General features: G+C 67.1%; 24 protein-coding genes. 8 read left to right on the top strand and 16 right to left on the bottom strand.

Annotation, left to right across the window (positions count from 1 at the left end; all coding sequences use genetic code 11):
- Positions 1-47 precede the first annotated feature (47 nt).
- Genes VI08_RS07260 through VI08_RS07250 form a run of 3 tightly spaced genes read right to left on the bottom strand, consistent with a single transcriptional unit; the run spans position 48 to position 4567 of the window.
- Positions 48-1598: a DHA2 family efflux MFS transporter permease subunit gene (locus VI08_RS07260; protein WP_045828875.1), complete on the bottom strand. Its 1551-nt coding sequence runs from the start codon at positions 1596-1598 to the stop codon at positions 48-50.
- A 3-nt stretch (positions 1599-1601) separates the two neighbouring features.
- On the bottom strand, positions 1602-3056 hold the full coding sequence (locus VI08_RS07255) for an efflux RND transporter periplasmic adaptor subunit (protein ID WP_084621347.1): 1455 nt from the start codon (positions 3054-3056) through the stop codon (positions 1602-1604).
- Entirely contained in the window at positions 3053-4567 is a 1515-nt protein-coding gene (locus tag VI08_RS07250; protein ID WP_045828874.1) for an efflux transporter outer membrane subunit, read from the bottom strand. Before VI08_RS07250 ends, VI08_RS07255 begins: the two co-directional genes overlap by 4 nt.
- A 107-nt stretch (positions 4568-4674) precedes the next feature.
- Here VI08_RS07250 and VI08_RS07245 point away from each other — a divergent pair, with 107 nt between their 5' ends.
- Positions 4675-5520 carry an undecaprenyl-diphosphate phosphatase gene (locus VI08_RS07245; protein ID WP_045828873.1) on the top strand — a complete coding sequence of 282 codons (846 nt, stop codon included), beginning with the start codon at positions 4675-4677 and terminating at the stop codon, positions 5518-5520.
- Positions 5521-5658: 138 nt separating this feature from the next.
- A complete protein-coding gene (locus tag VI08_RS20785) occupies positions 5659-7203 on the top strand; it encodes a S8 family serine peptidase (RefSeq protein WP_052697745.1) in 1545 nt (514 codons plus the stop codon).
- 35 nt (positions 7204-7238) lie between these two features.
- Here the strand turns inward: VI08_RS20785 and VI08_RS07235 are convergent, their stop codons facing one another.
- Positions 7239-8228 carry a LysR family transcriptional regulator gene (locus VI08_RS07235; protein ID WP_045828872.1) on the bottom strand — a complete coding sequence of 330 codons (990 nt, stop codon included), beginning with the start codon at positions 8226-8228 and terminating at the stop codon, positions 7239-7241.
- 231 nt (positions 8229-8459) lie between these two features.
- Here VI08_RS07235 and VI08_RS07230 point away from each other — a divergent pair, with 231 nt between their 5' ends.
- The 4 genes from VI08_RS07230 to VI08_RS07215 are packed head-to-tail and all read left to right on the top strand — an operon-like array spanning position 8460 to position 15058.
- Positions 8460-9659, top strand: a complete 1200-nt coding sequence (locus tag VI08_RS07230) for an efflux RND transporter periplasmic adaptor subunit (RefSeq protein ID WP_052697744.1) — start codon at positions 8460-8462, stop codon at positions 9657-9659.
- Between the two features lie 6 nt (positions 9660-9665).
- Complete coding sequence (locus tag VI08_RS07225; protein ID WP_045828871.1) at positions 9666-12854, top strand: efflux RND transporter permease subunit; 3189 nt, start codon at positions 9666-9668, stop codon at positions 12852-12854.
- Between the two features lie 3 nt (positions 12855-12857).
- A complete protein-coding gene (locus tag VI08_RS07220; protein WP_045828870.1) occupies positions 12858-14291 on the top strand; it encodes an efflux transporter outer membrane subunit in 1434 nt (477 codons plus the stop codon).
- Positions 14288-15058 carry an SDR family NAD(P)-dependent oxidoreductase gene (locus VI08_RS07215; RefSeq protein ID WP_045828869.1) on the top strand — a complete coding sequence of 257 codons (771 nt, stop codon included), beginning with the start codon at positions 14288-14290 and terminating at the stop codon, positions 15056-15058. Before VI08_RS07220 ends, VI08_RS07215 begins: the two co-directional genes overlap by 4 nt.
- 158 nt (positions 15059-15216) lie before the next feature.
- Here VI08_RS07215 and VI08_RS07210 read toward each other — a convergent pair whose 3' ends face one another.
- From VI08_RS07210 to VI08_RS07170, 9 genes are all read right to left on the bottom strand, one after another.
- The gene (locus tag VI08_RS07210) at positions 15217-16386 is read right to left on the bottom strand and encodes an AI-2E family transporter (protein ID WP_045828868.1); all 1170 of its coding nucleotides are present in this window, start codon (positions 16384-16386) and stop codon (positions 15217-15219) included.
- Positions 16383-16700, bottom strand: a complete 318-nt coding sequence (locus VI08_RS07205; RefSeq protein WP_045828867.1) for a hypothetical protein — start codon at positions 16698-16700, stop codon at positions 16383-16385. Before VI08_RS07205 ends, VI08_RS07210 begins: the two co-directional genes overlap by 4 nt.
- A gap of 4 nt (positions 16701-16704) precedes the next feature.
- The gene (locus VI08_RS07200) at positions 16705-17109 is read right to left on the bottom strand and encodes an ABC transporter ATP-binding protein (RefSeq protein ID WP_157006430.1); all 405 of its coding nucleotides are present in this window, start codon (positions 17107-17109) and stop codon (positions 16705-16707) included.
- A 65-nt stretch (positions 17110-17174) separates the two neighbouring features.
- The gene (locus VI08_RS07195; protein ID WP_157006427.1) at positions 17175-17597 is read right to left on the bottom strand and encodes a DUF883 family protein; all 423 of its coding nucleotides are present in this window, start codon (positions 17595-17597) and stop codon (positions 17175-17177) included.
- 46 nt (positions 17598-17643) lie between these two features.
- Complete coding sequence (locus VI08_RS21205) at positions 17644-17808, bottom strand: DUF1328 domain-containing protein (protein WP_045828866.1); 165 nt, start codon at positions 17806-17808, stop codon at positions 17644-17646.
- A 114-nt stretch (positions 17809-17922) separates the two neighbouring features.
- A complete protein-coding gene (locus VI08_RS07185) occupies positions 17923-18573 on the bottom strand; it encodes a YbhB/YbcL family Raf kinase inhibitor-like protein (protein WP_045828865.1) in 651 nt (216 codons plus the stop codon).
- Positions 18574-18642: 69 nt separating this feature from the next.
- On the bottom strand, positions 18643-19638 hold the full coding sequence (locus tag VI08_RS07180) for a YheT family hydrolase (RefSeq protein WP_045828864.1): 996 nt from the start codon (positions 19636-19638) through the stop codon (positions 18643-18645).
- Positions 19635-20435 (bottom strand): lysophospholipid acyltransferase family protein, encoded by an 801-nt coding sequence (locus VI08_RS07175; RefSeq protein ID WP_045828863.1) that lies wholly within the window; start codon positions 20433-20435, stop codon positions 19635-19637. Before VI08_RS07175 ends, VI08_RS07180 begins: the two co-directional genes overlap by 4 nt.
- Before the next feature lie 196 nt (positions 20436-20631).
- Positions 20632-21114, bottom strand: a complete 483-nt coding sequence (locus VI08_RS07170) for an Lrp/AsnC family transcriptional regulator (RefSeq protein ID WP_045828862.1) — start codon at positions 21112-21114, stop codon at positions 20632-20634.
- 139 nt (positions 21115-21253) lie between these two features.
- Between VI08_RS07170 and phhA the strand changes: the two genes are divergently transcribed.
- Both phhA and VI08_RS07160 read left to right on the top strand, forming a co-directional pair.
- Complete coding sequence (phhA, locus tag VI08_RS07165; RefSeq protein ID WP_045828861.1) at positions 21254-22141, top strand: phenylalanine 4-monooxygenase; 888 nt, start codon at positions 21254-21256, stop codon at positions 22139-22141.
- 71 nt (positions 22142-22212) lie between these two features.
- On the top strand, positions 22213-22458 hold the full coding sequence (locus VI08_RS07160) for a hypothetical protein (RefSeq protein ID WP_045828860.1): 246 nt from the start codon (positions 22213-22215) through the stop codon (positions 22456-22458).
- 258 nt (positions 22459-22716) lie between these two features.
- On the opposite strand, the gene VI08_RS07155 is transcribed toward VI08_RS07160, so the two are convergent.
- Genes VI08_RS07155 through VI08_RS07145 form a run of 3 tightly spaced genes read right to left on the bottom strand, consistent with a single transcriptional unit; the run spans position 22717 to position 24542 of the window.
- A complete protein-coding gene (locus VI08_RS07155) occupies positions 22717-23424 on the bottom strand; it encodes an SGNH/GDSL hydrolase family protein (RefSeq protein ID WP_045828859.1) in 708 nt (235 codons plus the stop codon).
- A gap of 18 nt (positions 23425-23442) precedes the next feature.
- On the bottom strand, positions 23443-24144 hold the full coding sequence (locus VI08_RS07150) for an RES family NAD+ phosphorylase (RefSeq protein WP_045828858.1): 702 nt from the start codon (positions 24142-24144) through the stop codon (positions 23443-23445).
- Positions 24141-24542 carry an MbcA/ParS/Xre antitoxin family protein gene (locus VI08_RS07145; protein ID WP_045828857.1) on the bottom strand — a complete coding sequence of 134 codons (402 nt, stop codon included), beginning with the start codon at positions 24540-24542 and terminating at the stop codon, positions 24141-24143. Before VI08_RS07145 ends, VI08_RS07150 begins: the two co-directional genes overlap by 4 nt.
- Between the last annotated feature and the right edge of the window lie 24 nt (positions 24543-24566).

The raw sequence follows: 24566 nt of genomic DNA, 5'->3' as shown, positions 1-24566 counted from the left end.
CGATCGCGCGCAAGCGCGCTCCCACAGGGGCATAGCCCCTTCTGGGCCTAATGCGCTGGCGTGCCGCCGGAGGCGAACGGGGGCTTGGCGAACCAGATGGCGATCATCGCCATGCCGAACAGCAGGCCGAAAAGCCAGAAGACGTCGTTGGCGGCCAGCGTCGCGGCCTGCATGTCGACGATGCGGTTGAGCGCGGCGTTCGCCGTGGGGCCTTGCGCACCGAACGCCTGCAACTGGTTCAGGTACTCCTGCGTGGTGCGGTCGCCGGCCACCACGTGTTCGGAGAGGATGGCGTGGTGGTATGTCGTTCGGTGCGAATAGAGCGTCGTACTCACGGCCGTCGCGATACTGCCGGCCAGGGTTCGGAAGAAGTTCGACAGGCCCGACGCGCTCGCTACCTGGTCGTCGGGGATGCCCGCCAGGATGATCTGGTTCACCGGCACGAAGAACAACGCGACGCCCGCGCCCATCATCATGCGTGGCAGCGCCAGCTCGTGGTAAGGCAGGGTGGTCGTCAGGTTGGCCATCCAGAACGAAGCCGCCGCGAAGATCGCGAAGCCGATGGTGTTCAGCACGCGCAGGTCGAACTTGCTCTGGAACGCGCCCACCAGCGGTGACATGAAGATGGCGAGGATGCCGATGGGTGCGACGACGAAGCCTGCCCAGGTGGCCGTATAGCCGAGCACCTCCTGCACCCACATCGGCATGACCACGGTGCCGCCGAAGAAGGCGAACATGCCCAGCGACAGGCACAGCACGCCGACGAAGAAATTGCGCTTGCCCAGCAGGCGCAGCTCCACCACCGGGTTCTTGTGCATCAGCTCCCATGCCACCAGGAACGTGAGGCAGACCAGCGAGACGATGGCGAGCACGGTGATGGTGTTCGACGTGAACCAGTCATCGTCGTTGCCGTTGTCGAGCATGAACTGCAGGCAGCCGACGCCCACCGCGAGCAGGAAGAGGCCGATGGCATCGACCGGCGCTTTCACCACCTTCGATTCGCGATCTTTCAGCAGTGTGATGGTGATGATGACCGCGAAGATGCCCACCGGGATGTTGATGAAGAAGATCCACGACCAGTGGTAGTTATCGGTGATCCAGCCACCCAGGATCGGCCCGAACACGGGCGCCACGACCACGGTCATGGCCCATAGCGCCAGGGCGATGGGCCGCCGCGCGGGTGGGTAGTTGTTCAACAGCAGCGTCTGCGACAGCGGCACCATGGGCCCGGAGACCGCGCCCTGCAGCAGCCGGAACACGATGAGCATGGGCATGCTCTGCGCCAGCCCGCACAGCGCGGAGAAGATCACGAACAGGAAGACCGAGATGGTGAATGTGCGCACTTCACCGAAGCGCTTGGCGACCCAGCCGGTCAGCGGCTGCATCACCGCGCTGGCCATGGAGTAGGCGCTGATGGCCATCGTGCCTTCGTTGCTGCTCACGCCGAGGTTGCCGGCGATGGTGCGCACCGAAACGTTCACGATGGAGATGTCGAGCACCTCCATGAACGTCGCCAGCGCGACGCCCGCGGTGAGCAGCGCCAGCTGGCCACCGTGCAGCGGTGGCCGCGTGCCATTGCCGTTCTTCTCCCCCGGCATGGGCTAGCGGCCGGCCTTCGCGGGCACGGGGGCGGGCAGCGTCACGGTGTTGGCCGCGATGATCTCCTTCGCCTTCTCGTCGGCTTGCGCCATTTCCTGTTCATAGACGTTGGTGACGGCAAGCGGCTTCGTACGCGGGGATTCGGCGAGCACGTGGCCGTCGCGGTCATGCGTGTCGACCGTCACGTACGTCGACAAGCCGACGCGCAGCGGGTGCTTGCGCAGGTCGTTGGCGTCGATGGCGATGCGCACCGGCAGGCGCTGCACCACCTTGATCCAGTTGCCGGTGGCGTTTTCCGCGGGCAACAGCGAGAACGCGCTACCCGTGCCGGCATTCAGCCCGACGACCTTGCCGTGGTACTTGAAGTCGGAATACATATCCGTCTCCACCGTTACCGGTTGGTCGATACGGATGTGCTCGAGCTGGGTTTCCTTGAAGTTGGCATCCACCCACAGATCCTGCAGCGGCACGACGGTGAGCAGGTCCTGCCCTGGCTGGATGCGCTGGCCCACCTGCACCTGGCGGCGTGCGGCGTAGCCTTCGATGGGCGAGACGATGGCGTTGCGCCCGCTGTTCACCCACGCGTTGCGGAACTGCGAGCGCGCCTGCACCACGGCGGGGTAGTTCTCGATATCGGTGCCGTCGACCTGCGCGTGCGCCGCGGCGGCTTCGCGTTCCGCCGCCTGCAGCGCGGCCTGGGCCTGCTGCATCTGGCGCTTGCCCGTATCCACTTCCTCGGCCGAGACCGCACGGCGTTCAAGCAGCGGGTGGCGGCGGTTGTACTCGTCGCGTGCCTGCTCGTATTGCGCGCGGCGCTGGGGGATAGCGGCGTCGGCCTGGTTCGCCTGCTGCACCTTGGCCTGCGCCTCGCGCACGGCCTGCGCCAGCTGGCCTTCGGCATTCATCAGCGAGACGCGGGCATCCACCGGGTCGAGCTTGATCAGTACCTGGCCCGCGTGCACGCGGTCGGTCTCTTCCACGGCTACTTCCACCACCGTGCCCTGCACGCGCGAGGAAATGGTCACCATGTCGCCCTTGACGTAGGCGTCGTCGGTCTTCTCGCGCTGGGTGAAGACGAAGATGTAGAGCAGCAGCCAGGTCAGGCCGGCGATGATGAAGACGGCGGCGATGACGGAGAGGACGATGGTCTTGCGGCGCTTGGCCTTCGGGTCATCCTTGTCGTCTTTCTTGTCCTTGCCGTCCTTGTCCTCGCCGTTCTTGTCGTTGTCGTTCTCGCCGTCCTTCTTGCCGTCCTTCGCATCCTTGTCGTCCCTGGCCTTGCCATCGTCATCGCCATCCTTGCCGTGCGCGCCTTGCTTCCCATCCTTGTCGCCATCGCTACCCTCGGGGTCGGACGCATCCTTGTACTTGTGCAGGTATTTGTAGCGGTACTTGTACGGCAGCGGCGCGGCGGCGCCGTCGCCCTCGTCGCGGGGGAGGTCGTTTTCGGTCGTCATCGCGAGGCTTCCTTCGCGGCCGTGGCGGCCGGCAGGCTGGGCAGGTCGTCGGCGACATAGCCGCCGCCCAGCGCGTGGATCAGGGAAAGGTTGGCCGAGAGCATCTGGCTGATGATCTGCAGGCGGGCGTCACGCTGCTCGTCCACCTGCATGTCGGCCCGCAGCCAGTCGCGGTCGTCGATGAGGCCCTTGGCGCGGCGGTCGCCCGCCTTGGTCTTCTGCGCCACGGTGGCGTCGTACTGCGCATCCTGCTGCGTGCGGCGCGCCTCCAAGGCCTGGAGCGTGGCGATGCCCTGCGCCACGTCGCCCGCCGCCTGCACCACGGCGCCATCGTATTGCGCCACCGCGGTGTCGAGCTGCGCCTGCGCCGTCTCGTACTGGGCTTTCAGGCGGCCGCCGCTGAAGATGGGCAGCTGCACGGAGAGGCCGACGTTGCCAAGGCCGAGGTCGGTGCGCGTGCCGGAGCCGAGGTCAGGGTACGTGCGCAGGAAGGCGCCCAGGCCCATCAGGCTCACGTCGGGGTAGTAGGCCTTGCGGGCCTGGTCGATGTTTTTCGACGATGCCTCGATCTGCCAGCGGGCGGCGGCGATATCGGGGCGGCGCGCGAGCAGGCCAAGCCGTGCATCAGGCGGCAGTTGCACATCGGGGGTGGGCAGGGGCGTGGGCTTCAGGGCTTCGAGGTCGGCGGGCGCGACACCTGCGAGCGCCGCCAGCTGCACGCCATCCAGCGCCGCCGCGCCTTCCAGCTGCGCCACGCTGCCGCGCTGCTGGGCGAGCTGTGCATCGGCCTGGTCCAGCGCCGTGGGGTCGTCGAGGCCGTGCTTCACGCGCAGCTCGACCAGCGAGCGGTAATCCTCGCTGCTCTTCACCCCGTGGCGCGCCACGTCCAGGCGCGCCTGCTGCGCCTGCCAGTCGAAGTAGGTGTTCACGACGTTGTACTGCAGCGAAGCGGCCGCCGACGCCTTCTCGGCCTCCGCCGCGCGGGCCTGGCCCACGGCCGCGGCGACGGCATCCTTCTGCTTGCCCCACAGGTCGAGGTCCCAGGTGGCCAGCGCGCCTGCCACGCCGCTGTTGCTCCAGCTGCTGCCGGGGCTGAGCTCGAAGCCCTGTGCGCTGCCGCTGGCACCGGGTGCCTGGCCGTGCAGCGTCACGTCGCTGTAGCCGTGGCTGCCCGAGAGCAGCGCGCGCACCTGGGGATTCAGTTCGGCCTTCGCCGAGTCCACCGCGCGCAACGCCGCGCGGTAGCGGGCTTCGGCCTGCTCCAGGTTGGGCGAACCGCGCATGGCGAGGTCCACCACGTGATTGAGCTGGGGGTCGTTATAACGCTTCCACCACTGGGCATCGGGCCAGCCGGCCTGGCCCGTGGGCAGGCCGGCCAGAGGCACTTCCTCGCGCGGGGTAAACGCCGGCGGCCGCACCGGCGGCGCGCACGCGGCGAGGCCCATGGCCCCGGCGAGCGCGACGGCGACGACGCCGCCAGCCCGGCGGCACAGGGTAGAACGAGGCGCCATGGCAGGTCCGATTGGAAAGTTCTTACGAAAGGACGGCCGTTACCGAACCATCCAGTGCGGTAATCGAAAGTATCAGCGCCCTCCGTGGGCGCAGCGTGACGGCAGTCATGTTCGCCGGGCTAAGCTATGCCGCCTTTGTCCACTGGAACCCCAGCCACGTGAATGACCTGATCAACGCCATCCTCCTCGGCATCATCGAGGGGATCACCGAGTTCCTGCCCATCTCCAGCACGGGCCACCTGCTCATCGCGGAGCGCTGGCTAGGCGAGCGGTCCGATCTCTTCAACGTGGCGATCCAGGCAGGCGCGATCCTCGCGGTCACCTTCATCTACTGGCGCACCCTGTGGAGCTTCGTGCAGAACTGGCGCCGCCCGGAGACGCGCGACTACATCCTGAAGCTGGGCGTGGCGTTCCTCATCACGGCGGTGCTCGGCCTCATCGCCACCAAGATGGGCTTCAAGCTGCCCGAGACCATCACGCCCATCGCGTGGGCCCTCATCATCGGCGGCATCTGGATGATCGGCGCGGAGCAGGTCGCGGCCAAGCGGCCCGACCAGGCGAAGATCACCTGGCGGGTCGCCATCCTCGTGGGCCTCGCGCAGATGGTGGCGGGCATCTTCCCGGGCACCTCGCGCTCGGCGGCCACCATCTTCGTGGCCATGCTGGCCGGCACCAGCAACCGAGCCGCGGCCACCGAGTTCGCCTTCCTCGTCGGCATCCCGACGATGTACGCCGCCACGGGCTACGAGCTGCTGAAGACTTACCAGCACGGCGGCGCCGCGGGCGAGGACTGGACCGGCCTGGGCGTGGCGTTCGTCGTATCCACCCTCGTCGCCTTCGCGGCGGTGAAGTGGCTGCTGGGTTACATCCGCTCGCACCGCTTCACGGCGTTCGCGGTGTACCGCATCGCGCTGGGTATCGCGCTTTTGCTGTTCCTGCCGACGGGCGGCTAAACGCGCCGTCTCCTTCGGTATTCACGAAACGTTTCAATGGGATGCATGGCTTTGTCCGGGTCGGGGCAGCGATTGGGGTAGACGAGAGCCCGGGCGCGGCGTAGCCAGTAACCTCCACGCAGGATCATTGGAGGACCCATGAATGCCAGGCTGGCTTCGCTGCACCCGACGTTTCAGCTCGTCCTGAAGTTCAAGCCCGGCGTGGTGGATGGCGATGGGCGACCGCTGGATGCGGAACGATGGCCGCAAGCGCGTCTATCCCCGTTCCGCGTCCGCCCCATGGTGGCGGCCGCGAAGGACGATTTGAGTGGCCGCCTCGATCACCATGCAGACCTCTCGCCGCTGGCCACCCTCATGTACGTGCAGGATGTGGTGGCCAACAGCCGGGACGACCTGTTGCCCCTTGCGTCGGATTTCGAGGCGTCCGGCCTCGTCGAGTACGCCTCGATCGAGCCACGGAACGTGGCACCGTGGGATCCGCAATCGGTCGACGGAAGCCCCAGGCGTATCGCACCCTTGACCCAACCCCGAGTGAGAAAGGCGCGCGGGTCGCAGGCGCCTGACCTGCTGGGATACCAGGACTACCTCGATGACCCTGACGGGGTCGATGCCTGGTACGCATGGGAGCTCGGCGTCAGCGGTTGGGGCGTTCGCATCGCGGACATTGAATGGGGCTACAACTTCAAACACGCCGACCTTGAGCAGCCTGGCCGACTCATCCAGGTGCTTCAAAGCACGAATAGCGATTATGACGACCACGGCGCGGCCGTCGTAGGCGTCATGTACGGCGTGCAGGGCGACATCGATGACCCCAGGGGCATCGTTGGCGGCGTCTTTGGCGCTGACGCGCTCTATGCCGTGTCGGAACTTCCGCTGGGGCGGGCGGCCGGCATCGCGGAAGGCCTTAAGTATCTGCGCCCGGGCGACGTCTTCTTATATGAAATGCAGACCGGCGGCCGCGACGATGTGTTGGTACCTCCCGACTTCGACCGCTCCGTGTGGGAGATCACCAAGCTCGCAACCGACGCCGGGATCGTGGTGGTGGCGACAGCGGGCAATGGCGACGAGAATCTCGATTTGCCCTTTTATGACGAGTACCGTGGGCGCGGGGACAACGGGGCCATCATTGTCGGCGCCGGCACCAAGTACGGGCGCAACAAGGCAAGTTTTTCTACGTATGGAACGCAGGTCCACCTGCAGGGCTGGGGCGACTGGACCGTCTGCTCCGCTGGTTATGGCGACCTCTACAACGGCGGCCCCAACGATACGTTCACGCAGACGTTCTCGGGCACATCGTCTGCGGGCCCCATTGTCGCCACGGCCGCCGTCGCCATCCAGTCCTGGTACAAGATCAAGACGGGCGGCGCGGTGTTGTCCTCACGCCAATTGCGCGATCTCATGATCGTCACAGGCAAGCCGCAGGGTTCCGGCGGCCACATTGGCCCCCTGCCCAACATACGCGCCGCATTATGGGCTTTGGGTGCCGCCATCGGCGAAAACGGCGGCCGTGCGCTGGCGCCAACGGCGACGTTCGCAGCGCCGCCCAGTTCCCCCCCGCCATGGATCGACATGGCCATTACCGACGCGGATATCGCATCGCTGGCGCCTACCGGGCTGTCGCGCGCACGTCGGCAGGAGGACATGCAGAAACTCCATGCGTTACTCAAACGGCGACGCAGGTGAGCCCGGCGGGAACGACCCACGTGGGCCACGCAGCGTCAGGCCACCGCCGCGATGGCCGCTGGCGCCGGCTTTTTCTTGCGGGCGGCCTCCAACGCCGCCTGCTGCTGCTCCACCAGCCGGCATTGCGGGTCGCTGGTGCGCTGGAACAGCTCGCTGGTCCACTCGATGAAGGCCTGCACGCGGGCCGAGAGGTGGCGCTTCTGCGGGTAGACGATCCACAGGTTCGAGCCGGTGGAGATCGTGTCGGTCATGATGATCTCAAGCAGGCCCTTCTGCAGCGCGCACGCGGCCAGGCAGTGCGGCGCCTGGATGATGCCAAGCCCCGCGATGGCGGCCTGGATCACTGATTCACCGTCGTTGATCAGCATGTGGGCGTCCACGTCCACGGACACGCGCCCGCCCGGGGAGTCGAACTGCCACTGGTAGGGCTTGCCCGTGCTCGGGTGCACGAAATTGACCGTGCGGTGGGTCTTCAGGTCCTCGATGGACGACGGCGTGCCGTGCCGCGCCAGGTACGACGGCGAGGCGCACAGCACGTTGCTGAAGTGGCCGATCTTCCGCGCGATGAGGCTGGAATCCGCCAGCTCGCCCATGCGGATGGCGCAATCGAACCCCTCCTCGTTGAGGTCGAAGGGGTAATCGCACATGGTCAGCTCGAGGCGGATATCCGGGAACCGCATCTCGAATTCCGCCAGGTTGGGGATGAGCGCGGCCCGGCCCACGGCCGATGACGCCGCCACGCGGAGCTTGCCCGCCGGCTTGGTCTTGGCATACCCGAGGGCCTCGGTGGCCTCGGTGAGGTCGGAGAGGATCTCCTTGCAGCGCGAGTAGAACGCGCTGCCATCGTCGGTCAACCGCAGCGAACGCGTTGAGCGGAAGAACAGCCGGGCGCCCAGGCTTTCCTCCAGGCGCGAGATGGCGCGGCTCACCCCCGACGGGGTCATTTCGAGGTGGGTGGCGGCGGCCGAGAAGCTCTTCGCCTCCACCACCCGGACAAACACGCTGATAGCGGAAAAGTCTTCCATCGCGAACTCCGGAGTGGGTGCATTCGTGACTCTGGGTCACAGCCGCGATGATTGTAGACCCATTTTTTACTTGACGCGCAAGACCTAGGTTACGCAGCCAGAGCAACAGCGGGGGCGGGAGATGGGTGGTGGGAGTGGCAATAGGTGGGGCAAGGGCCCTCCGGATGCCACTCCCACCACCCACCACCCGTCCCAGCCCACCTACTTTCCCTCAAGGTCCCAGGCTGCCCCATGAAAAAGAAAATCCTCTTCGGCTCCAGCGCCTTAGCCGTCGCCATCGCCTCCGCCATCTGGCTGGGCGCGCCCAGCACCCACGCCGCCGAGCCCACCGCTGGCATGGCCGCGCCCGAGGTCACCGTTGCCCAGGTGCTGCTGCGCCCGGTGGCTGACAGCAACACCTTCACCGGCCGGGTGCAGGCCGTCGATTCGATCCAGGTGCGCCCGCGTGTCAGCGGCTACGTGGATTCGGTGCATTTCCGCGAAGGCGCCACGGTGAAGAAGGGCGACCTGCTCTTCACCATCGACCCGCGCCCGTACCGTGCGGAGGCCGATCGCCTCGCCGCCAACCTGGCCCAGGCCCGCGCCGAGGCGAAGAACGCCGACGCCAACGCGGCCCGCGGCAGCAAGCTGGTCGCCCAGCATGCGGTCTCGCAGGAAGAGGCCGACCGGCTCGACACCGCCGCCGCCAGCGCGAAGGCCCAGGTGGCGTCGGTGCAGGCCGCGCTCGACAACGCCCGCCTCAACCTCTCGTTCACCGAGGTGCGCGCGCCGGTCGATGGCAAGGTCAGCAACGCGCAGATCACCGCCGGCAACCTCGTCTCGCCCACCGACACGCTGACCAGCGTCGTCACCGTCGACCCGATGTACGTCTACTTCGATGTCGACGAGCAGACCTTCCTGAAGCTCGACCGCCTGCGCCGGCAGAACGGCCGTGCGCCGGAGGTCGACATGGGCCTGGCCGACGAGCAGGGCTACCCGCACGTGGGCAAGATCGATTTCGTCGACAACCAGGTGCGTGCCGGCGCCGGCACGATCCGCCTGCGCGCGGTGTTCCCCAATGCCGATGGCGCGTTCACCGCCGGCCTGTTCGCCCGCGTGGAACTGCGCAGCGGCAACGCACAGCCGCGCGCGCTGATCGACGACAAGGCCGTGGGCACCGACCTCGGCAACAAGTTCGTCTACGTGCTGGGCAAGGACAAGAAGGTGGAGTACCGCCGCGTGTCCACCGGTGCGCTTGTCGACGGCCTGCGCGTGGTCGACAACGGCCTCAATGCCGAGGATGTCGTGATCGTCAACGGCCTGCAGCGCGTGCGCCCCGGCGTGGAAGTGAACGCCAAGCGCGTGGCCATGGCCTCCCTGGTACCCGATAGCGCGCGCAATGTCGCCAGCCGCCCCGCCGGCGTCGACAGCGTGGCGCAGACGCAGGACTGATCCACCATGAAAATCGCCCAATTCTTCGTCGAACGCCCCATCCTGGCGGGCGTGCTGTCGGTGCTGTTCCTGATCGCGGGCGGTATCGCCGTGTTCAAGCTGCCGATCAGCGAATACCCCGAGGTGGTGCCGCCCACCGTGGTGGTGAAGGCCACCTACCCGGGCGCCAACCCCAAGACCATCGCCGAAACCGTCGCCACCCCGCTGGAAGAACAGATCAACGGCGTGGAAGGCATGCTCTACACCTCGTCGCAGGCCACCAGCGACGGCGCGATGACGCTGACCGTGACCTTCGCCCTCGGCACCGACCTGGATAACGCCCAGGTGCAGGTGCAGAACCGCGTGTCGCAGGCCCTGCCCCGCCTGCCCGAGGAAGTGCAGCGCCTGGGCGTGACGACGAACAAGAGTTCGCCCGACCTCACCATGGTCGTGCACCTTACGTCGCCCGACCACCGCTACGACATGCTGTACCTGTCGAACTACGCGCGCACGCACATCAAGGACCAGCTCGCCCGCCTCGATGGCGTGGGCGACGTGCAGCTGTTCGGCGCCGGCGAATACAGCATGCGCATCTGGATGAACCCGGAGCAGCTGAGCATCCGCAACCTCACCACCGGCGACGTGGTGAAGGCGATCCGCGAGCAGAACATCGAAGTGGCGGCCGGCTCGCTCAATGCGCCGCCCGGCCCGAACACCAACGCGTTCCAGCTCAACATCAACACCAAGGGCCGCCTCGTCAGCGAGGACGACTTCGGCAACATCATCGTCCGCAGCGAAGGCGACTCCGTCACCCACCTGCGCGACGTGGCGCGCGTGGAACTGGGCTCGAACAACTACGCCCTGCGCAGCCTGCTGAACAACCGCGAAGCCGTCGCCATCCCCATCTTCCAGCGCCCGGGCTCCAACGCCATCGCCATTTCGGATGAAGTGCGCGCGGAGATGGCCCAGCTGAAGAAGGAGTTCCCGCAGGGCGTCGACTATTCCATCGTCTACGACCCCACGGTGTTCGTGCGCGGTTCGATCGATGCGGTGGTGCACACGCTGTTCGAAGCCATCATCCTCGTGGTGCTGGTGGTGATCCTGTTCCTGCAGACCTGGCGCGCCTCGATCATCCCGCTGGTGGCCGTGCCTGTTTCGCTCATCGGTACGTTCGCCATCATGTACGTGGCGGGCTTCTCGCTGAACGCCCTGTCGCTGTTCGGCCTGGTGCTGGCCATCGGCATCGTGGTCGACGACGCCATCGTGGTGGTGGAGAACGTCGAGCGCCACATCGAACACGGGCAGGAACCGAAGATGGCCACGCGCATGGCCATGACGGAAGTGACTGGCCCCATCGTCGCAACGGCACTCGTGCTGTGCGCGGTGTTCGTGCCGGCCGCCTTCATCAGTGGCCTCACCGGCCAGTTCTATCGCCAGTTCGCGCTCACCATCGCCATCTCGACGGTCATCTCGGCATTCAACTCGCTCACCCTCAGCCCGGCGCTTTCCGCCATCCTGCTGAAGGGCCGCGACGAGCCGAAGGATAAGCTCACGGTGTGGATGGAGCGCGGCCTCGGCTGGGTGTTCCGTCCGTTCAACCGCGCGTTCGAGCGCGCCGCCAACGGCTATGTCAGCGGCGTGAACAAGATCCTGCGCTTCTCGGCCGTGGTGCTGTTCCTGTACGCGGGCCTGGTGGCGCTGGCCTTCTTCGGCTTCGCCAAGGTGCCCACGGGCTTCGTGCCCTCGCAGGACAAGCAATACCTCGTGTCGTTCGCGCAGCTGCCCGATGCCGCCTCGCTCGACCGTACCGAGGGCGTGGTGCGCCGCATGGGTGATATCGCCCTGCAGCAGCCGGGCGTGGAAAGCGCCGTGCAGTTCCCGGGCCTGTCCATTAACGGCTTCACCAACTCCACCAACGCCGGCATCGTGTTCGTCACGCTGAAGCCGTTCGAGGAGCGCCGCTCGAAGGATCTCTCGGCCGATGCCATCGCCGCCGCGCTGAACGCCAAGTTCGCGTCGATCCAGGATGCGTACATCGCGATCTTCCCGCCCCCGCCGGTGAACGGCCTGGGCACGATCGGCGGTTTCCGCATGCAGATCGAAGACCGCGCCGACCTCGGCTTCGAGGAGCTGTACAAGCAGACGCAGAACATCATCGCCAAGAGCCAGAAGACGCCGGAGCTGGCGCACCTGTTCACCAGTTACCAGGTGAGCGTGCCGCAGTACGACGCCGACATCGACCGCGAGAAGGCGAAGTCGGAAGGCGTGGACCTGGGCGATGTGTTCCAGACCATGGCCGCCTACCTCGGCTCGCTGTACGTGAACGACTTCAACCGCTTCGGCCGCACCTACCAGGTGAACGTCTCCGCGGAACCGTCGTTCCGCCACGAGGCCTCGGACGTCGCCAACCTGAAGACGCGCAACGCCAACGGCGACCTCGTGCCGCTGGGCTCGTTCCTCACCATGCGCCAGACGAATGGCCCCGACCGCGTGCAGCATTACAACGGGTTCCCCACCGCCGAGATCAACGGCGGTGCGGCCCCGGGCTACAGCACGGGCCAGGCGCAGGCGGCGATGGAAAAGCTGGTGAAGGAGAACCTGCCCAACGGCATGTCGTTCGAGTGGACCGAGCTGACCTACCAGCAGATCCTCGCGGGCAACACCGCGGTGCTGGTGTTCCCCCTCTCGGTGCTGCTGGTGTTCCTGGTGCTGGCCTCGCTGTACGAGAGCCTGAGCCTGCCGCTGGCGGTGATCCTCATCGTGCCGATGGTGCTGCTGTCCGCGATCTTCGGTGTGTTCATCACCGGGGGCGACAACAACATCTTCACCCAGATCGGCCTGATCGTGCTGGTGGGCCTGGCGTGCAAGAATGCCATCCTCATCGTCGAGTTCGCCCGCGAGGCCGAGATCGAAGGCATGAACCGCGTGGACGCCGTGCTCGAGGCCGCCCGCCTGCGCCTGCGCCCCATCCTGATGACGTCGTTCGCCTTCATCATGGGCGTGGTGCCGCTGGTGACCTCGCACGGTGCCGGTGCGGAGATGCGCCATGCCATGGGCGTGGCGGTGTTCTCCGGCATGCTGGGCGTCACCTTCTTCGGCCTGATCTTCACCCCGCTCTTCTACGTGCTGATCCGCGCGTGGAACGAGCGCTCGGAAGCGAAGCGTGCCGCTCGCCGCGAGCGCCGTCTCCTCGAACACGCGGCCCGCGAGGTCTGATCCATGAAAACGTTATTCCGCACAACGGCCCTGTTCGCGGCCCTCGTCCTCGCCGGTTGCGCGAGCGTGGGCCCCGACTACCACGCGCCGAAGGAAGCCCCGGTGACGCTGCAGGGCGTCGACGCCCAGCAACAGAGCGCCACCGAGTTCCAGGCGCAGTGGTGGAAGCAGTTCAACGACCCGACGCTGGATAGCCTTATCCAGCGCGCGGCGAAGAACGCGCCCGACCTTCGCGTCGCGCTCGCCCGCCTCAACCAGGCGCGCGCCGCGCTCGGCACGGCGAAGTCGCAGCAGATCCCCGACGTGGGAACGGGTGTCTCGTACACCCGCAGCCGCCAGCAGCAGCCGGGCTTCACCGACGACCGCATCACCACGACGGCCTACCAGGCCGGCTTCGACGCCTCGTGGGAGCTCGACCTGTTCGGCGGCGTCCGCCGCTCGGTGGAGGCCGCGCGTGCCGATGCCGGCGCGGGCGAAGCCTCGGTACAGGATGCGCAGGTCACGTTGTTCGCCGAAGTGGCGCGCAACTATTTCGACCTGCGCGGCACGCAGCTGCGCATCGACGTGGCGAAGCGCGATATCGCCAACCAACGGGATTCGCTGAAGGTGATCCAGGCACGCGTCGACGTGGGCACCGGCGCCGAGCAGGACCTGGCCAGCGCGAAGGCACGCCTGGCGTCGGTGGAAGCGCAGCTTCCCGTGCTGGAAACCCAGGCGTCGGCTGATCAGTTCCGCCTTGCCGTGCTGTTGGGCGCCCGCCCGGGTGAGCTCGACATCGATCTCTCCCCGGCGACGTTCAAGCCGATCGACGTGAGCATCGCCATCGGTGGCGCGGACGAGGTGCTGTCGCGCCGCCCGGACATCCGCATCGCCGAGCGCGAGCTCGCCGCCGCGAGCGCGCGCATCGGGGTCGCGAAGGCCGACTGGTTCCCGCATATCTCGCTGGGCGGCTTCATCGGCTTCCTCGCCGGCCGCGACAACGACTTCGGCGGCGCCAACTCGCGCGCGTGGTCGCTGGCCCCGAGCATCTCGTGGCAGGGCCTCAACGTGCAGCGCGTGGCCTCGGGCGTGAAGGGCGCGAAGGCCCGGGCGGAAGAGGCGCATGCCAACTACGACCGCACCGTGCTGACTGCGCTGGAAGACGTCGACAACTCCCTCGTCGGCTTCAACCAGCAGCGCGTTCGCGTGGAGAAGTTGCTGGTGCAGGCGAGCGAGAGCCGCCGCGCCGCCGAGCTGGCCAAGCTGCGTTACGACGCCGGCCGCACCGACTACCTGGAACTGCTCGACGCCGAGCGTACCCAGCTCTCGGCCGAAGACCAGCTGGCCGAAGCCGAAGCCGCGATCAACGTCCGCGCGGTGCAGCTGTACAAGGCACTGGGCGGTGGCTGGCAGGCTTGCGGCGACACCGCGTGCAGCGAGGTTGCGAAGGTGCCATGACCGCCAAAGTCACCCGCCTGCCGGTGAAGCCGGGCCGGCCCCGCACGCTGGCCACCGAACCGCCGCTCACGCAGCGCGTCGCGCTGGTCACCGGTGCCAGCCGTGGCATCGGCCTCGAGGTGGCGAAGCAGCTGGCTTCGCTGGGCGTCACCGTGTTCCTTGGCATGCGCGAGCCGGCCAAGGGCGATAAAGCGGTGAAGGCCGTGCGCGAACTGGGCGGCGACGCCTACGCGGTGAAACTCGATGTGACCAGGGCGCGCGACATCGACGCCGCCGTGGCCCACATCGAAGGCCGCTTCGGCCGCCTCGATATCCTCGTGAACAATGCCGGCGGCTACTTCGACCACGCCGGCAAGGCGACCGAGGCCGACCTCGCCAGCATCCGCGGCGCCCTGGAGGTAAACCTCCTCGGCGCGTGGTCGCTCACCGCTGCCGTGTTGCCGCTGATGCGGCGACACGGCTACGGCCGCGTGGTGAACGTCTCCAGCGAGTGCGCCGCGCGCGCCATCTGCGGCGAGAAGGCCCCCGCCTACCGCGTGTCGAAGGCCGCGCTCAACGCGTACACGCAGGTGATCGCGCGCGAGACGCAGGGCAGCGGCATCCTGATCAACGCGGTATGCCCCGGCTGGACCGCGACCGACATGGGCGGCGCGGGCGGCCGCCCCGTGGCCGAGAGCGCGGAAGGCGTGGTATGGGCCGCCCTGGTAAGCGAACAGGAAGCCGGCACGGGCGATTTCTACCGCGACCGAGCCCGCATCGCCTGGTAACAAAGACATGTAGGAGCGCACTTGTGCGCGATGCTCTTGAAAGACCCGGCACGTGCCGGGTTTTTTTATCGGTTCGGTTCATTCGCTAACGCGAATGCGAATGAACCGATAGGAAAAGCATCGCCAGCAAGCTGGCTCCTACATTTATCGAGTAACCCTCATCGCGAGATGATGTGCGCAAACCACTCCCAGCCACGCAGCTTCGCCGTGATCAGCTTCACGCACGTCAGCATCGGCACCGCGAGGATCGCGCCGGGGATGCCCCAGATCCAGCCCCAGATCAACAGCCACAGCAGGATCGCCACCGGCGACAGCCGCGAACGGCGGCCCTGCAGCATCGGCGTGATCATGTTGCCCTCCACCGCCGTGATGCCTGCGAACGTGGCGGCCGGCAGCAGCGCGGGCCCCAGTTCCTGGAAATGCAGCGCGCCCACCACCGCGAGCACGCTGGTGGTGCTGATGGCGCCCACGTAGGGGATGAAGTTCGCGATGGTGGCGAACGTGCCCCACAACAGCGGATCGGGCACGCCATACAGGTACAGCATGGCCGCGGTAACCAGGCCCAGCGTGACATTGATGGCGGCCGTGAGCAGCAGGTAGCTCGAGACCTCGACCTGGATGCTGCGCACGATGCTTACCGTGTGCCGCTTGTACGCGAACGTGGGCGATATCTCGACGGCGCGCCTGAGGATCTCGTCGCCGTACACGAGGAAGAAGAACACCAGCAGCGCCACGGTAAGCACGCTGGCGATGATCTTCGGCGCGGTGGAGACGATATCCCACGCGTTGAACGCGAACTGGTTCGGCTGCTGCGGGCTGTAGCGCGACACGGCGCCGCCGACCAGCGTCTGCGTGGCCCGGCTGGCGGCCTCGATCTGCTGTGTCATCGGTTTGATCTTGGGCGCGAACGCGCGCATGGCCGCCGGCGCTTCGTGGAACCAGTTCAGCGCGGGCTGCGACAGCGTCGTCACCGCGGTGACCAGGCCCGTGCCAAGCAGCAGCATGACGGTCACCGCGGCCAGCCAGCGCGGGATGCGCCAGCGCGCGGCCGCCGCGACGATGGGGTTCAGGGCCAGGCCGATGAAGCCGGCGAGCACCAGCGGTACCAGCAACGACTTGGTGATGGCGATGGTGTAGAGCAGCGCCAGCAGGATGAGGCCGGTCAGCCCGATGCGGATGGCGCGCAGGTGCCGCGAAATGCGCCGCGTGCTGCGCCCGCTACCGGGCTTGCGCCGCGACAGCGGCGAGGCCGGCGCCAGTGACGAGACAGCGACGCCCGGCGCCGCCGCGGGCGGGGGCGCGGGAAACGGATTGGCGGGTTGGTTCACGTCGCCTCGTCGGCGGCATCGGCCGCGTCACCGGCCATTTCGCCCAGGAAGCTGCCGGCCGCGATGGACACGATCTTGCCGACGATATCGGCCGTGCCACCTGCCACGAGGTTGCTGACGCCCGGCACGCCGAGCGGGTTCACCTTGACGCTGCTGAGAAGGAAACCGGACCCGGCCGCGATGCCGAGCACGGTGAGGGGGTGTTCGTAACCGCGGGCGATGAGCGACGCGGCGGGGGCGACGGTTTCGGCACGCGCGGCCACGACGCGCGCACGCGCCTCGGTCACTTTCGCCATGCTGCTGAAAATACCCATGCCCTTACCCCTTGTCGTTCGCGCGGAGTTCGCCTTCGGCCCTGCCCTGCGCCGCGGCCTGCTTCGCCAGGGTGGCGAGTTCGGCGCGCGTGGCCGGCAGGGTAAGCCAACGCATGCCGTGGCGGAAGATGAGGATGGCCAGGAGCAGCAGGATGACCTGCAGGCCGGCCAGCGCGGCAAGCGCCCAAGCCCACGAGCCGAACCACTGCGCCAGCCCCCAGCCCGCCAGGGCCAGCAGCGTGAAACCCAGCCCCACCGCGAAGGTGATGGCGGCCAGGCCCATGAACAGCATCATGACGATGCCGCTGCGGGCCAGGCCCACCTCGGCGGCGGCCAGCTTGAGCTGGGCGCCGAAGAGGTTCTTCAGGCCGATGCCGAGGCGGCGCAGGTCGTCGATCCAGGGCGGCATGGAAAACGATGGACCCGCCGCTGGCTCGTCCATCGGTTCCTTCCCCTGGGTGCCGTCGTCCACCATTAATTACGCAGGATGCGGCCCGCGAGCCAGCCGGCGGCCACGGCCATGGCGATGGACTGCACCGGCTTCTCGCGCACGTAGTCACGGGCCACGTCGAGCCAGTCGTTGGCCTTGTCCACGGCGTCGTCATATGCCTCCTTGCCACGCAGCTTGGCTTCCTCCGCCTTCTCGGCGGCGCGGGTAGCGCCATGCGCCGCGCGGTCGGTGGCATTGTGCAGGCCGCTTTCGACGCGGTCGGCCGTACGGTCCACGGCTTCCTTGGTGCGGTCGGTGGCGCGGTTGGCGGCGTCGCGGGTACGGTCCACGGCGTCGGACGTGGCCTGCTTCACCCGCTCGGCGCGCTCTTCGATGCGCGCGGCGGCCGACACGGTGTTCGCGGCGGCGTTGGCGACGTTGGCGACATGGTCCTCGGGCTTGGTCATGGCGATCTCCGGTATGGCTGGGCTAAAGGATGCGGTTCTGGGGCTGCTAGACGCGTGGGCCGCGGCCGCGGAAGAACGAGATGATGGCCAGGATCAGGAAGATGATGAAAAGGATCTTCGCGATGCCTGCGGCGGTACCCGCGATGCCGCCGAAGCCGAAAACGGCCGCGATGATCGCGATGACAAGGAAAACCAGGGCGTAGTGCAGCATGGATGGAACCTCCCGTGGGGTGCGGGCACCATTAAGTCCCGCGCCCCGCGCATGCTGCGTGAAGCAGCCCGGCTTACCTGTCTCGCCGTTCAGCGACAGGCCTTCACTTCGTCGTCACGCACGTACTTTCGGGTTGAGCGAATAGGTGCCGGTCAGCGTGGCTTCGTCCACCACGTGGCCCTTGATCACGTCGCGCAGTTCATCGAGCGAGAAGCCGTTTTCCAGCGGCACCGAGTCGACATCCAGCGCGTACACGTGGAAGTGGTAGTGGTGCGGGATGCTGTCGTTCCACGGCGGGCACGGGCCGTCGTAGCCGTGGTAGTGGCCTTCCATGTCCGGGTCGCCCTTGAACCAGCCGGTGTAGCTGTTGAGGCCCTGGACGGAGCCCGGCGGGCCCACCAGGTCGTCCTTCAGCTTGCCGTTGCCCTTGCCTCGGGGAACGATGCCCTCGCCGCATGCGCCTTCGGCCAGCTCTCGGCATTCCAGCGGGATATTGGCCATGAGCCAGTGCACGAACTCGACGCGCGGCAGGTTGCGCGGCACCTCGCGGCCTTCGACGTTCACGTCGTCGGGCTTCGAGGGCACGTCGGTATCGATGACGGCGATGACGAACGACCTGGCCGTGGCCGGCACCTCGGTCCAGGCCAGGTGCGGCGTGGCGTTGCCACCGGGCTTGATGGGCGGGGTATCCGCGGCCGGGCCCATGAAGGCGTTCTTCTCGGGAACGGGCTTGCCCTGCTCGATGCTGTCGCTGTTCAAACGCATGCTGCTTTCCTTCTCGTGCTTACAGGTAAGGCGGATGCCAAGCGTGGCACCACCGATGCGAAGGCGGGGTCAGCGGGCGATGGCGTTGAACCGTGCGGCGATGTAATCGTCGGTGAAGCTCGTCATGCTGAAATCGCGGATGAAACCGCAATGCCCGCCATGCGTGGCGATATCCAGCTCCACGTTCGGCGGCAGCGCCAGCGCATCGAACGCGCCCACGGGGATCACCGGGTCGTCGCGCGAGGTGAGGATGGTGGCCGGCACGTGCAGGGCCTTCAGCCGGTCGCCCGCCACCGAGTAGCCATCAAGGTAAGCCTCGAGCGAGCCGAAATCCGTGTGCCGCATCACCAGCGAGCGCGTCAGGTCGCGCATGTTCTGGTTGAGCTCGGCCAGCTCGAAATACGTCTGCGTGGGGAAGGCCTCCTGCTTGCGGCGCAGCGAACGGCGCCACTTGCGCATGAAGTAGGCCTGGTAGAACCACGGCGCGTCGCTTTCCAGCGAGAAAAGGCCCTCGGAGGGGTCGATGATGGGGCACACCGCCAGCACGTAATCGATGGGCACGCCCTGCGCCAGCATGGCGGCGCGGAGGGCGAAGTTGCCGCCCAGCGAGAAGCCGGCCACGCCCACGGCCTTCGCCGGGAACATCTGGCAGATCTGGCCCAGTGCCACCACCACTTCATCGATGCGGCAGGAATGGAACAGCGCCTCGTTCAGGCCGTGGCTGTCGCCATGGTCGCGGAAATTGAGCCGGAAGATGTCCCAGCCATCCTCGAGCAGCCGGCTGCCGGTCTGCAGCACGTAAGTGGAATCGACGCTGCCTTCCCAGCCGTGGAACAGGATGGCCAGGCCGCGCGATTCGGGCAGCACCTGCTGGGGGGTGTAGCGCCCGCTCAGGCGGTCGCCGTGGCCGACGTCGACCAGCACTTCGCGCGCGTCTTCCTGCACCTTGTGCGCCCGCTTCGGCAGCAGCCGGCGGCGGATGCCGCTGGACGAGAGCATGGTCTGGATGTGGCCGCTGCGCAGCGGCCACGGCGGGTTGAAGTCGGCGCCCGTTGGCAGGCTCATGCCGGCGTGTCGGTATCCAGCGCGAGGGCGATGCGCTCGCGGGCCGTCTCGGCCATGCGCCGGCGGCCATCGGCCGACACGTTGACGGGTTCGAGGAAGTGCACTTCCACGTCCAGCGGGGGATTACCCAGCAGGCGCAGGAGGTTGCCCATGAAGCTCTCGTTCTCGCGGAAGCCGGCGTCGATATCGCGGCGACCGTTGCGCGCGAAGCGCAGGGCCACCGGCTGCACCGGCACCTCGGCATCGAGCGCGGCCTGGAAGATGCGGGCATGGAACACGCGAAGCACGCCGTTGTAGCCGGTGCCGCCCTCGGGGAACACGGCCACGGCGCGGCCTTCCTTCAGGCGCTCGACCATCACGGCCATGACCGACGCCAGCGAATGGTTGCTGCCGCGGCGGTGGAAGATGGTGCCGCCGCGGGCGGCCATCCAGCCGACGAGTGGCCAGCGGGCGATTTCGGCCTTGGCCACGAAGCAGGCGGCGCGCTGGGAGTGCAGCAGCACGATGTCGAGCCACGAGGTGTGGTTGGCGACGAACAGCACCGGATCGTGCAGGGCTTTGCCATAGGCGCGCACCGTGAAGCCGAAGATCCTCAACTGCAGGTTCGACCACAGGCGGATGGCGCGGTGGGCGAACGGCTCGCGGCCGTTCTTCATGGTGCCGCCGGCCCAGCTGAGGATGAAGGCGCAGATGACGATCGCGAACACGATGTTCGCGAGCAGCAGGGGCACGCGCCACATGTAGCGCAGCGGGCGCATGCGGTCGCGCGGGGTGGCGTTGGCGGTGGCGGCTTCCATGGAGCGCACAAGATTAACGATGGGACGATCCTGCCGCTAGGGGAATCTTAATTTCCCCTTAAATTGCGCGATGTTGGATCGGCTGGCTTTTCCCTGTGGATCCCTGTGGGAGCGCGCTTGCGCGCGATAGCGGTGCCGGCAAGTCCATCGCGCGCGAGCGCGCTCCCACAGTCACAGTCACAGTCGGTACATGGCGCTAGGCGGGGCGGGCATTACCCAGCGGCAGGGCGGTGCTGGCCTTGACCGTCCGGAGGACGAAGCTGGTGTTGACGTCGGCCACGCCGGCGGCGTTCAACAGCCGGTCGAGGAGGAAGGCCGAGAAGCCGTCGAGGTCGGCCACGTACACCTGGAGCAGGTAATCCATGTCGCCGGTGAGGGCGTGGCAGGCCACCACCTCGTCCCAGTCGGCCACGGTGGCCGAGAACTGGGCCACCGCGTCGCTCTCGTGGCGGGAAAGCTGCACGCGGACGAAGGCCTGCAGGCCCAGGCCGATGGCCCGCGGTTCCAGCCGGGCGCCGTACCCGGCGAGGACCCCGTCCGCCTCGAGCTTCTGCACCCGGCGCAGGCAGGCCGAGGGCGAGAGGTTCACCTCGGCCGCCAGTTCGGCGTTGCTAATGCGGCCGTTGGCCTGGAGGGTGGCCAGGATGCGCAGGTCGGTGCGGTCGAGGGTCGCTTGCATGGTTCTGCCGTGAGATCGATCCAATGCGCAACATCATTGCACATAAGGTGCTCGAACGTGCAATAACACAACCCTCTTGCGCGGCATTGAGCCTATGCTGTTGTCCTGACCCACCGCAGCAGCCCCAAGGAGGCCCGCCATGGACACCCCCCGTCGCGTCGAACACCAGGAAACCGACCGCGGATACGTGCCCGTCTATGCGACCGGCATCGTGGAGCAGCCGTGGGCCAGCTATTCAAAGACCGACCACGAGGTGTGGAACACGCTGTACCAGCGCCAGCGGGAGCTGCTGCCGGCGTATGCGTGCAAGGAATTCCTCGAGGGCGTGGAGCGTTTCGGTTTTGGCGAAGGCGGCATCCCCCGCTTCGACGACCTCAACAAGGTGCTGGGCGAAGCCACCGGCTGGCAGATCGTGGCCGTCGAAGGCCTGCTGCCCGATGAGGTGTTCTTCGACCACCTGGCCAACCGCCGCTTCCCGGTGAGCTGGTGGATCCGCCGCCCCGACCAGCTTGATTACCTTTCCGAGCCCGATCTATTCCACGACCTGTTCGGCCACGTGCCGCTGCTGCTCAATCCGGTCTTCGCCGATTACATGGAGGCCTACGGCAAGGGCGGCATGAAGGCGCACGCCATCGGCCCCGAGGCGCTGATGAACCTCACGCGCCTGTACTGGTACACGGTGGAATTCGGCCTCATCAACACGCCCGAGGGCATGCGCATCTACGGCGCCGGCATCGTGAGCTCGAAGGGCGAGTCGGTGTACTCCATTGATTCGGCGGCCCCCAACCGCATCGGCTTTGGGCTCGAGCGGGTGATGAATACGAAGTACCGCATCGATACCTACCAGCAGACCTACTTCGTCATCGACAGCTTCGACCAGCTGTTCGACGCCACCCGCCCGGACTTCACCCCGATCTACGCCAGCCTGGCCGAGGGCAGCCCCGTGGCCGCCGCCGACGTGCTCGGCACCGACAAGGTGTTCCAGCGTGGCACCCGCGAAGGCTTCGCTTCCGGCGCAGACAACTGAAACTCAACGGCGGCCTAACGAACGGCACCTTACGATGGAACCATCAACGGTCAGAACAGGGTGGGTCCATCGTGGTTGTCTTCGATATTCCGTTTGAGTCGGTGGGGCCGGGCCTCTGGCTTCTGCAGAAAAACGAGGCTGAGTACGGCGAGTTCTGCTCGCGCGACGACGCGCTCGAGTGTGCCTTCACCGAGGCGCGCCGCATCGAGGCCAGCCAGGCGGGCTCCGATATCTGCCTGAACATCCAGGGCAACGACGGTGTGTGGCGTGCGTTCGATACGTCCATCCGCCCTTACGCGGGCCGCGTGGCCGCGTAACCAGCCCGCAGGGCAAGGCACGAACAAAAACGGGTCGGCGAACGCCGGCCCGTTATTTTTTTGTTCGAAACTTTTCGTTGGGCAAAATAAAACCCCGGCAGCCAGGGGAGGAGCTGCCGGGGTCGCGTCGGGTCCAGGCTATCAGGGGAAATAGCGGGACCCGGGACAATCGGTCGGCCAGTCTGCCCGCCGATTGCCAACAGGTCGCTTCGCAGCGATCGAATACTTAGATAAGGGCTGGGCCGTGAAGTTCCCGTACTACTTCGGGGAGGCGTTTGGCGTCTGTTTAACTTGCGCGGCCATGGCGTGGTCGGCGAGCCACGGCCCCACCTGCGCCACCCACAGTGCGTAGCCCTTCGGGTTCATGTGCAGGCCGTCCTCGATGAAGAGCTCGGGCCTGGGCTTGCCGTCCGCATCGACCATGGCCGGGGCCACGTCGAGGAACGCCACGCCCTTCTCCTTCATGGCCTGGTCGCGGATGAGCTGGTTGGCCAGGTCGATATTCGGCAGCAGCGCCAGGCGGGCGATGCTGGGCTTGATCGAGATGAAGGCGATGGGCACGTCGGCCTGGTAGGAACGCACCTTGGCCACGAAGGCGATGAAGTCGTCGCGCACCTGCTCGGGGGTGTCACCGTTCTGCAGGTCGTTATCGCCCGCGTACACCACGATGGCGGCCGGGTGGTACGGCTTGACGATGCGGTCGGCGAAGGCCGTGGCGTCGTCGAGATCCGAGCCGCCGAAGCCGCGGTTGATCACTTTGTAGCCAGGGAAATCCGTGGCCAGGCTTTTCCAGAAGCGGATGGACGAGCTGCCGATGAACAGGACGGCGTTCTGGGGCGGCGGCGTGGCCTTGTCGGTGGCCTCGAAGGCCTGGATATCCGGTTCCCACTTGGCGTGGTCGTTGTCCTTGGCGGCGGCGCCGAAGGCGAGGAACAGCAGGGTGAGGAGGATCGTGAGGCGTTTCATTTCCCGACCGTACCCCGTTTAGGGGCCCGGGGACAAACCCTGGCGTGGCACGGGGGTGACCTTGAGCACCGCCTCGATGCGCTTGCCGTTCCAACGGTAGATGAAGTGCTCGGCCTGGATACAGGGCGCCACCACGTCGGGGTAGAACGCCGCCACGCACTCGCCCCCGGCGTGGCGGGCGCTGTCGTAGACGATGCCGTTGGAGCCCTCGTCGCGCAGCTGGCGCGCCAGCTTCACGCTGGCCACGTACGAGTCGGCATCGTGCTCGGCCGGCCAGCCGCCACGGATGTCGTGGAACCTGCCCGCGATGGAGGTGCGGTAGCAACGCACCTGCACGTCGGTGGGGGGCTCGTTCGTGGCCGCCATGAAGGCCTCGCGATGGAACACCGTCTCCTCGATGGCCGTGGCCACCGTGTGCGCGGCATAGAAGACGCCCCAATGGCCATCGGAGAACCGGCTGCCATCGGGCGCGATGTGGGCGAAGGCCGCCATGACCGGGCTGGTGCCGGGGCCGGCGATGCGGCGTTCCTGCGGCACGAGGCGCAGCGCGCCGATCTCGTCGCGCAGGCGGGGGTTGGTCATCGATTCCACCTGCATCACCGCGTCGATATCCGCCGGGTCGGCGATGCGGTCGAACAGGCCGATGGGCGGGAAACGGCTGGAAACGATGCGGTAGGCGTGGCTCCAGCGGATACGGCGGAGCGGCGGCGCGGCGCTCATCCGTTCCAGCCGCGCTGGGCGTCCAGGTACTGGCGGACGACGTACAGGTCGGCGACGTTGCCCGAGAGCATGCGCTCGAGCGCGGAGTGGCCGCCAAAAAGCGGCGCGGCGTTGGGTTTACGGACCCAGGCATCGGCCTGGAGCGGATCGGGGAAGAGGATCTGCAGGCTTTTCCAGATGCCGAGCAGGTAGCTGATGCGCTCGATGACATCGCGCGAGGGCGAGCCATCCTGCTGTTTCTTCCACTTGAAGTAGGTGGATTCCGGCGGGTCGCCCAGCAGCGTGCGCTGTTCGGCGCCCTTCAGTTTCCAGTGCTCGGCCAGGCTGAAGAAGGCACGGAGCGCCGGGCCGCCAAGGTCGCCCGCGGGCGTCGGTTCGGTGTGGATGGCTGGGCGCATCGTGACTTCACCTGTGGAGTTGCG

The sequence above is a fragment of the Luteibacter yeojuensis genome (assembly GCF_000964085.1).
Lineage (GTDB): Bacteria > Pseudomonadota > Gammaproteobacteria > Xanthomonadales > Rhodanobacteraceae > Luteibacter > Luteibacter yeojuensis_A.
Note: the sequence above shows the minus strand (reverse complement) of the source record. Positions and strands in the feature narration are given on the sequence as shown.

Bases quoted from the DNA above. Each gene is read 5' to 3' on its own strand.
- VI08_RS07255 (WP_084621347.1), bottom strand. From the start codon at position 3,056: ATGACGACCGAAAACGACCTCCCCCGCGACGAGGGCGACGGCGCCGCC.
- VI08_RS07185 (WP_045828865.1), bottom strand. From the start codon at position 18,573: ATGCGTTTGAACAGCGACAGCATCGAGCAGGGCAAGCCCGTTCCCGAG.
- VI08_RS07230 (WP_052697744.1), top strand. From the start codon at position 8,460: ATGAAAAAGAAAATCCTCTTCGGCTCCAGCGCCTTAGCCGTCGCCATC.
- VI08_RS07225 (WP_045828871.1), top strand. From the start codon at position 9,666: ATGAAAATCGCCCAATTCTTCGTCGAACGCCCCATCCTGGCGGGCGTG.
- VI08_RS07195 (WP_157006427.1), bottom strand. From the start codon at position 17,597: ATGACCAAGCCCGAGGACCATGTCGCCAACGTCGCCAACGCCGCCGCG.
- VI08_RS07150 (WP_045828858.1), bottom strand. From the start codon at position 24,144: ATGAGCGCCGCGCCGCCGCTCCGCCGTATCCGCTGGAGCCACGCCTAC.
- VI08_RS07205 (WP_045828867.1), bottom strand. From the start codon at position 16,700: ATGGGTATTTTCAGCAGCATGGCGAAAGTGACCGAGGCGCGTGCGCGC.
- VI08_RS21205 (WP_045828866.1), bottom strand. From the start codon at position 17,808: ATGCTGCACTACGCCCTGGTTTTCCTTGTCATCGCGATCATCGCGGCC.
- VI08_RS07260 (WP_045828875.1), bottom strand. From the start codon at position 1,598: ATGCCGGGGGAGAAGAACGGCAATGGCACGCGGCCACCGCTGCACGGT.
- VI08_RS07245 (WP_045828873.1), top strand. From the start codon at position 4,675: ATGTTCGCCGGGCTAAGCTATGCCGCCTTTGTCCACTGGAACCCCAGC.
- VI08_RS07180 (WP_045828864.1), bottom strand. From the start codon at position 19,638: ATGAGCCTGCCAACGGGCGCCGACTTCAACCCGCCGTGGCCGCTGCGC.
- VI08_RS07200 (WP_157006430.1), bottom strand. From the start codon at position 17,109: ATGCCGCCCTGGATCGACGACCTGCGCCGCCTCGGCATCGGCCTGAAG.
- VI08_RS07170 (WP_045828862.1), bottom strand. From the start codon at position 21,114: ATGCAAGCGACCCTCGACCGCACCGACCTGCGCATCCTGGCCACCCTC.
- phhA (WP_045828861.1), top strand. From the start codon at position 21,254: ATGGACACCCCCCGTCGCGTCGAACACCAGGAAACCGACCGCGGATAC.
- VI08_RS07235 (WP_045828872.1), bottom strand. From the start codon at position 8,228: ATGGAAGACTTTTCCGCTATCAGCGTGTTTGTCCGGGTGGTGGAGGCG.
- VI08_RS07220 (WP_045828870.1), top strand. From the start codon at position 12,858: ATGAAAACGTTATTCCGCACAACGGCCCTGTTCGCGGCCCTCGTCCTC.
- VI08_RS07155 (WP_045828859.1), bottom strand. From the start codon at position 23,424: ATGAAACGCCTCACGATCCTCCTCACCCTGCTGTTCCTCGCCTTCGGC.
- VI08_RS07145 (WP_045828857.1), bottom strand. From the start codon at position 24,542: ATGCGCCCAGCCATCCACACCGAACCGACGCCCGCGGGCGACCTTGGC.
- VI08_RS07250 (WP_045828874.1), bottom strand. From the start codon at position 4,567: ATGGCGCCTCGTTCTACCCTGTGCCGCCGGGCTGGCGGCGTCGTCGCC.
- VI08_RS07215 (WP_045828869.1), top strand. From the start codon at position 14,288: ATGACCGCCAAAGTCACCCGCCTGCCGGTGAAGCCGGGCCGGCCCCGC.
- VI08_RS07175 (WP_045828863.1), bottom strand. From the start codon at position 20,435: ATGGAAGCCGCCACCGCCAACGCCACCCCGCGCGACCGCATGCGCCCG.
- VI08_RS20785 (WP_052697745.1), top strand. From the start codon at position 5,659: ATGAATGCCAGGCTGGCTTCGCTGCACCCGACGTTTCAGCTCGTCCTG.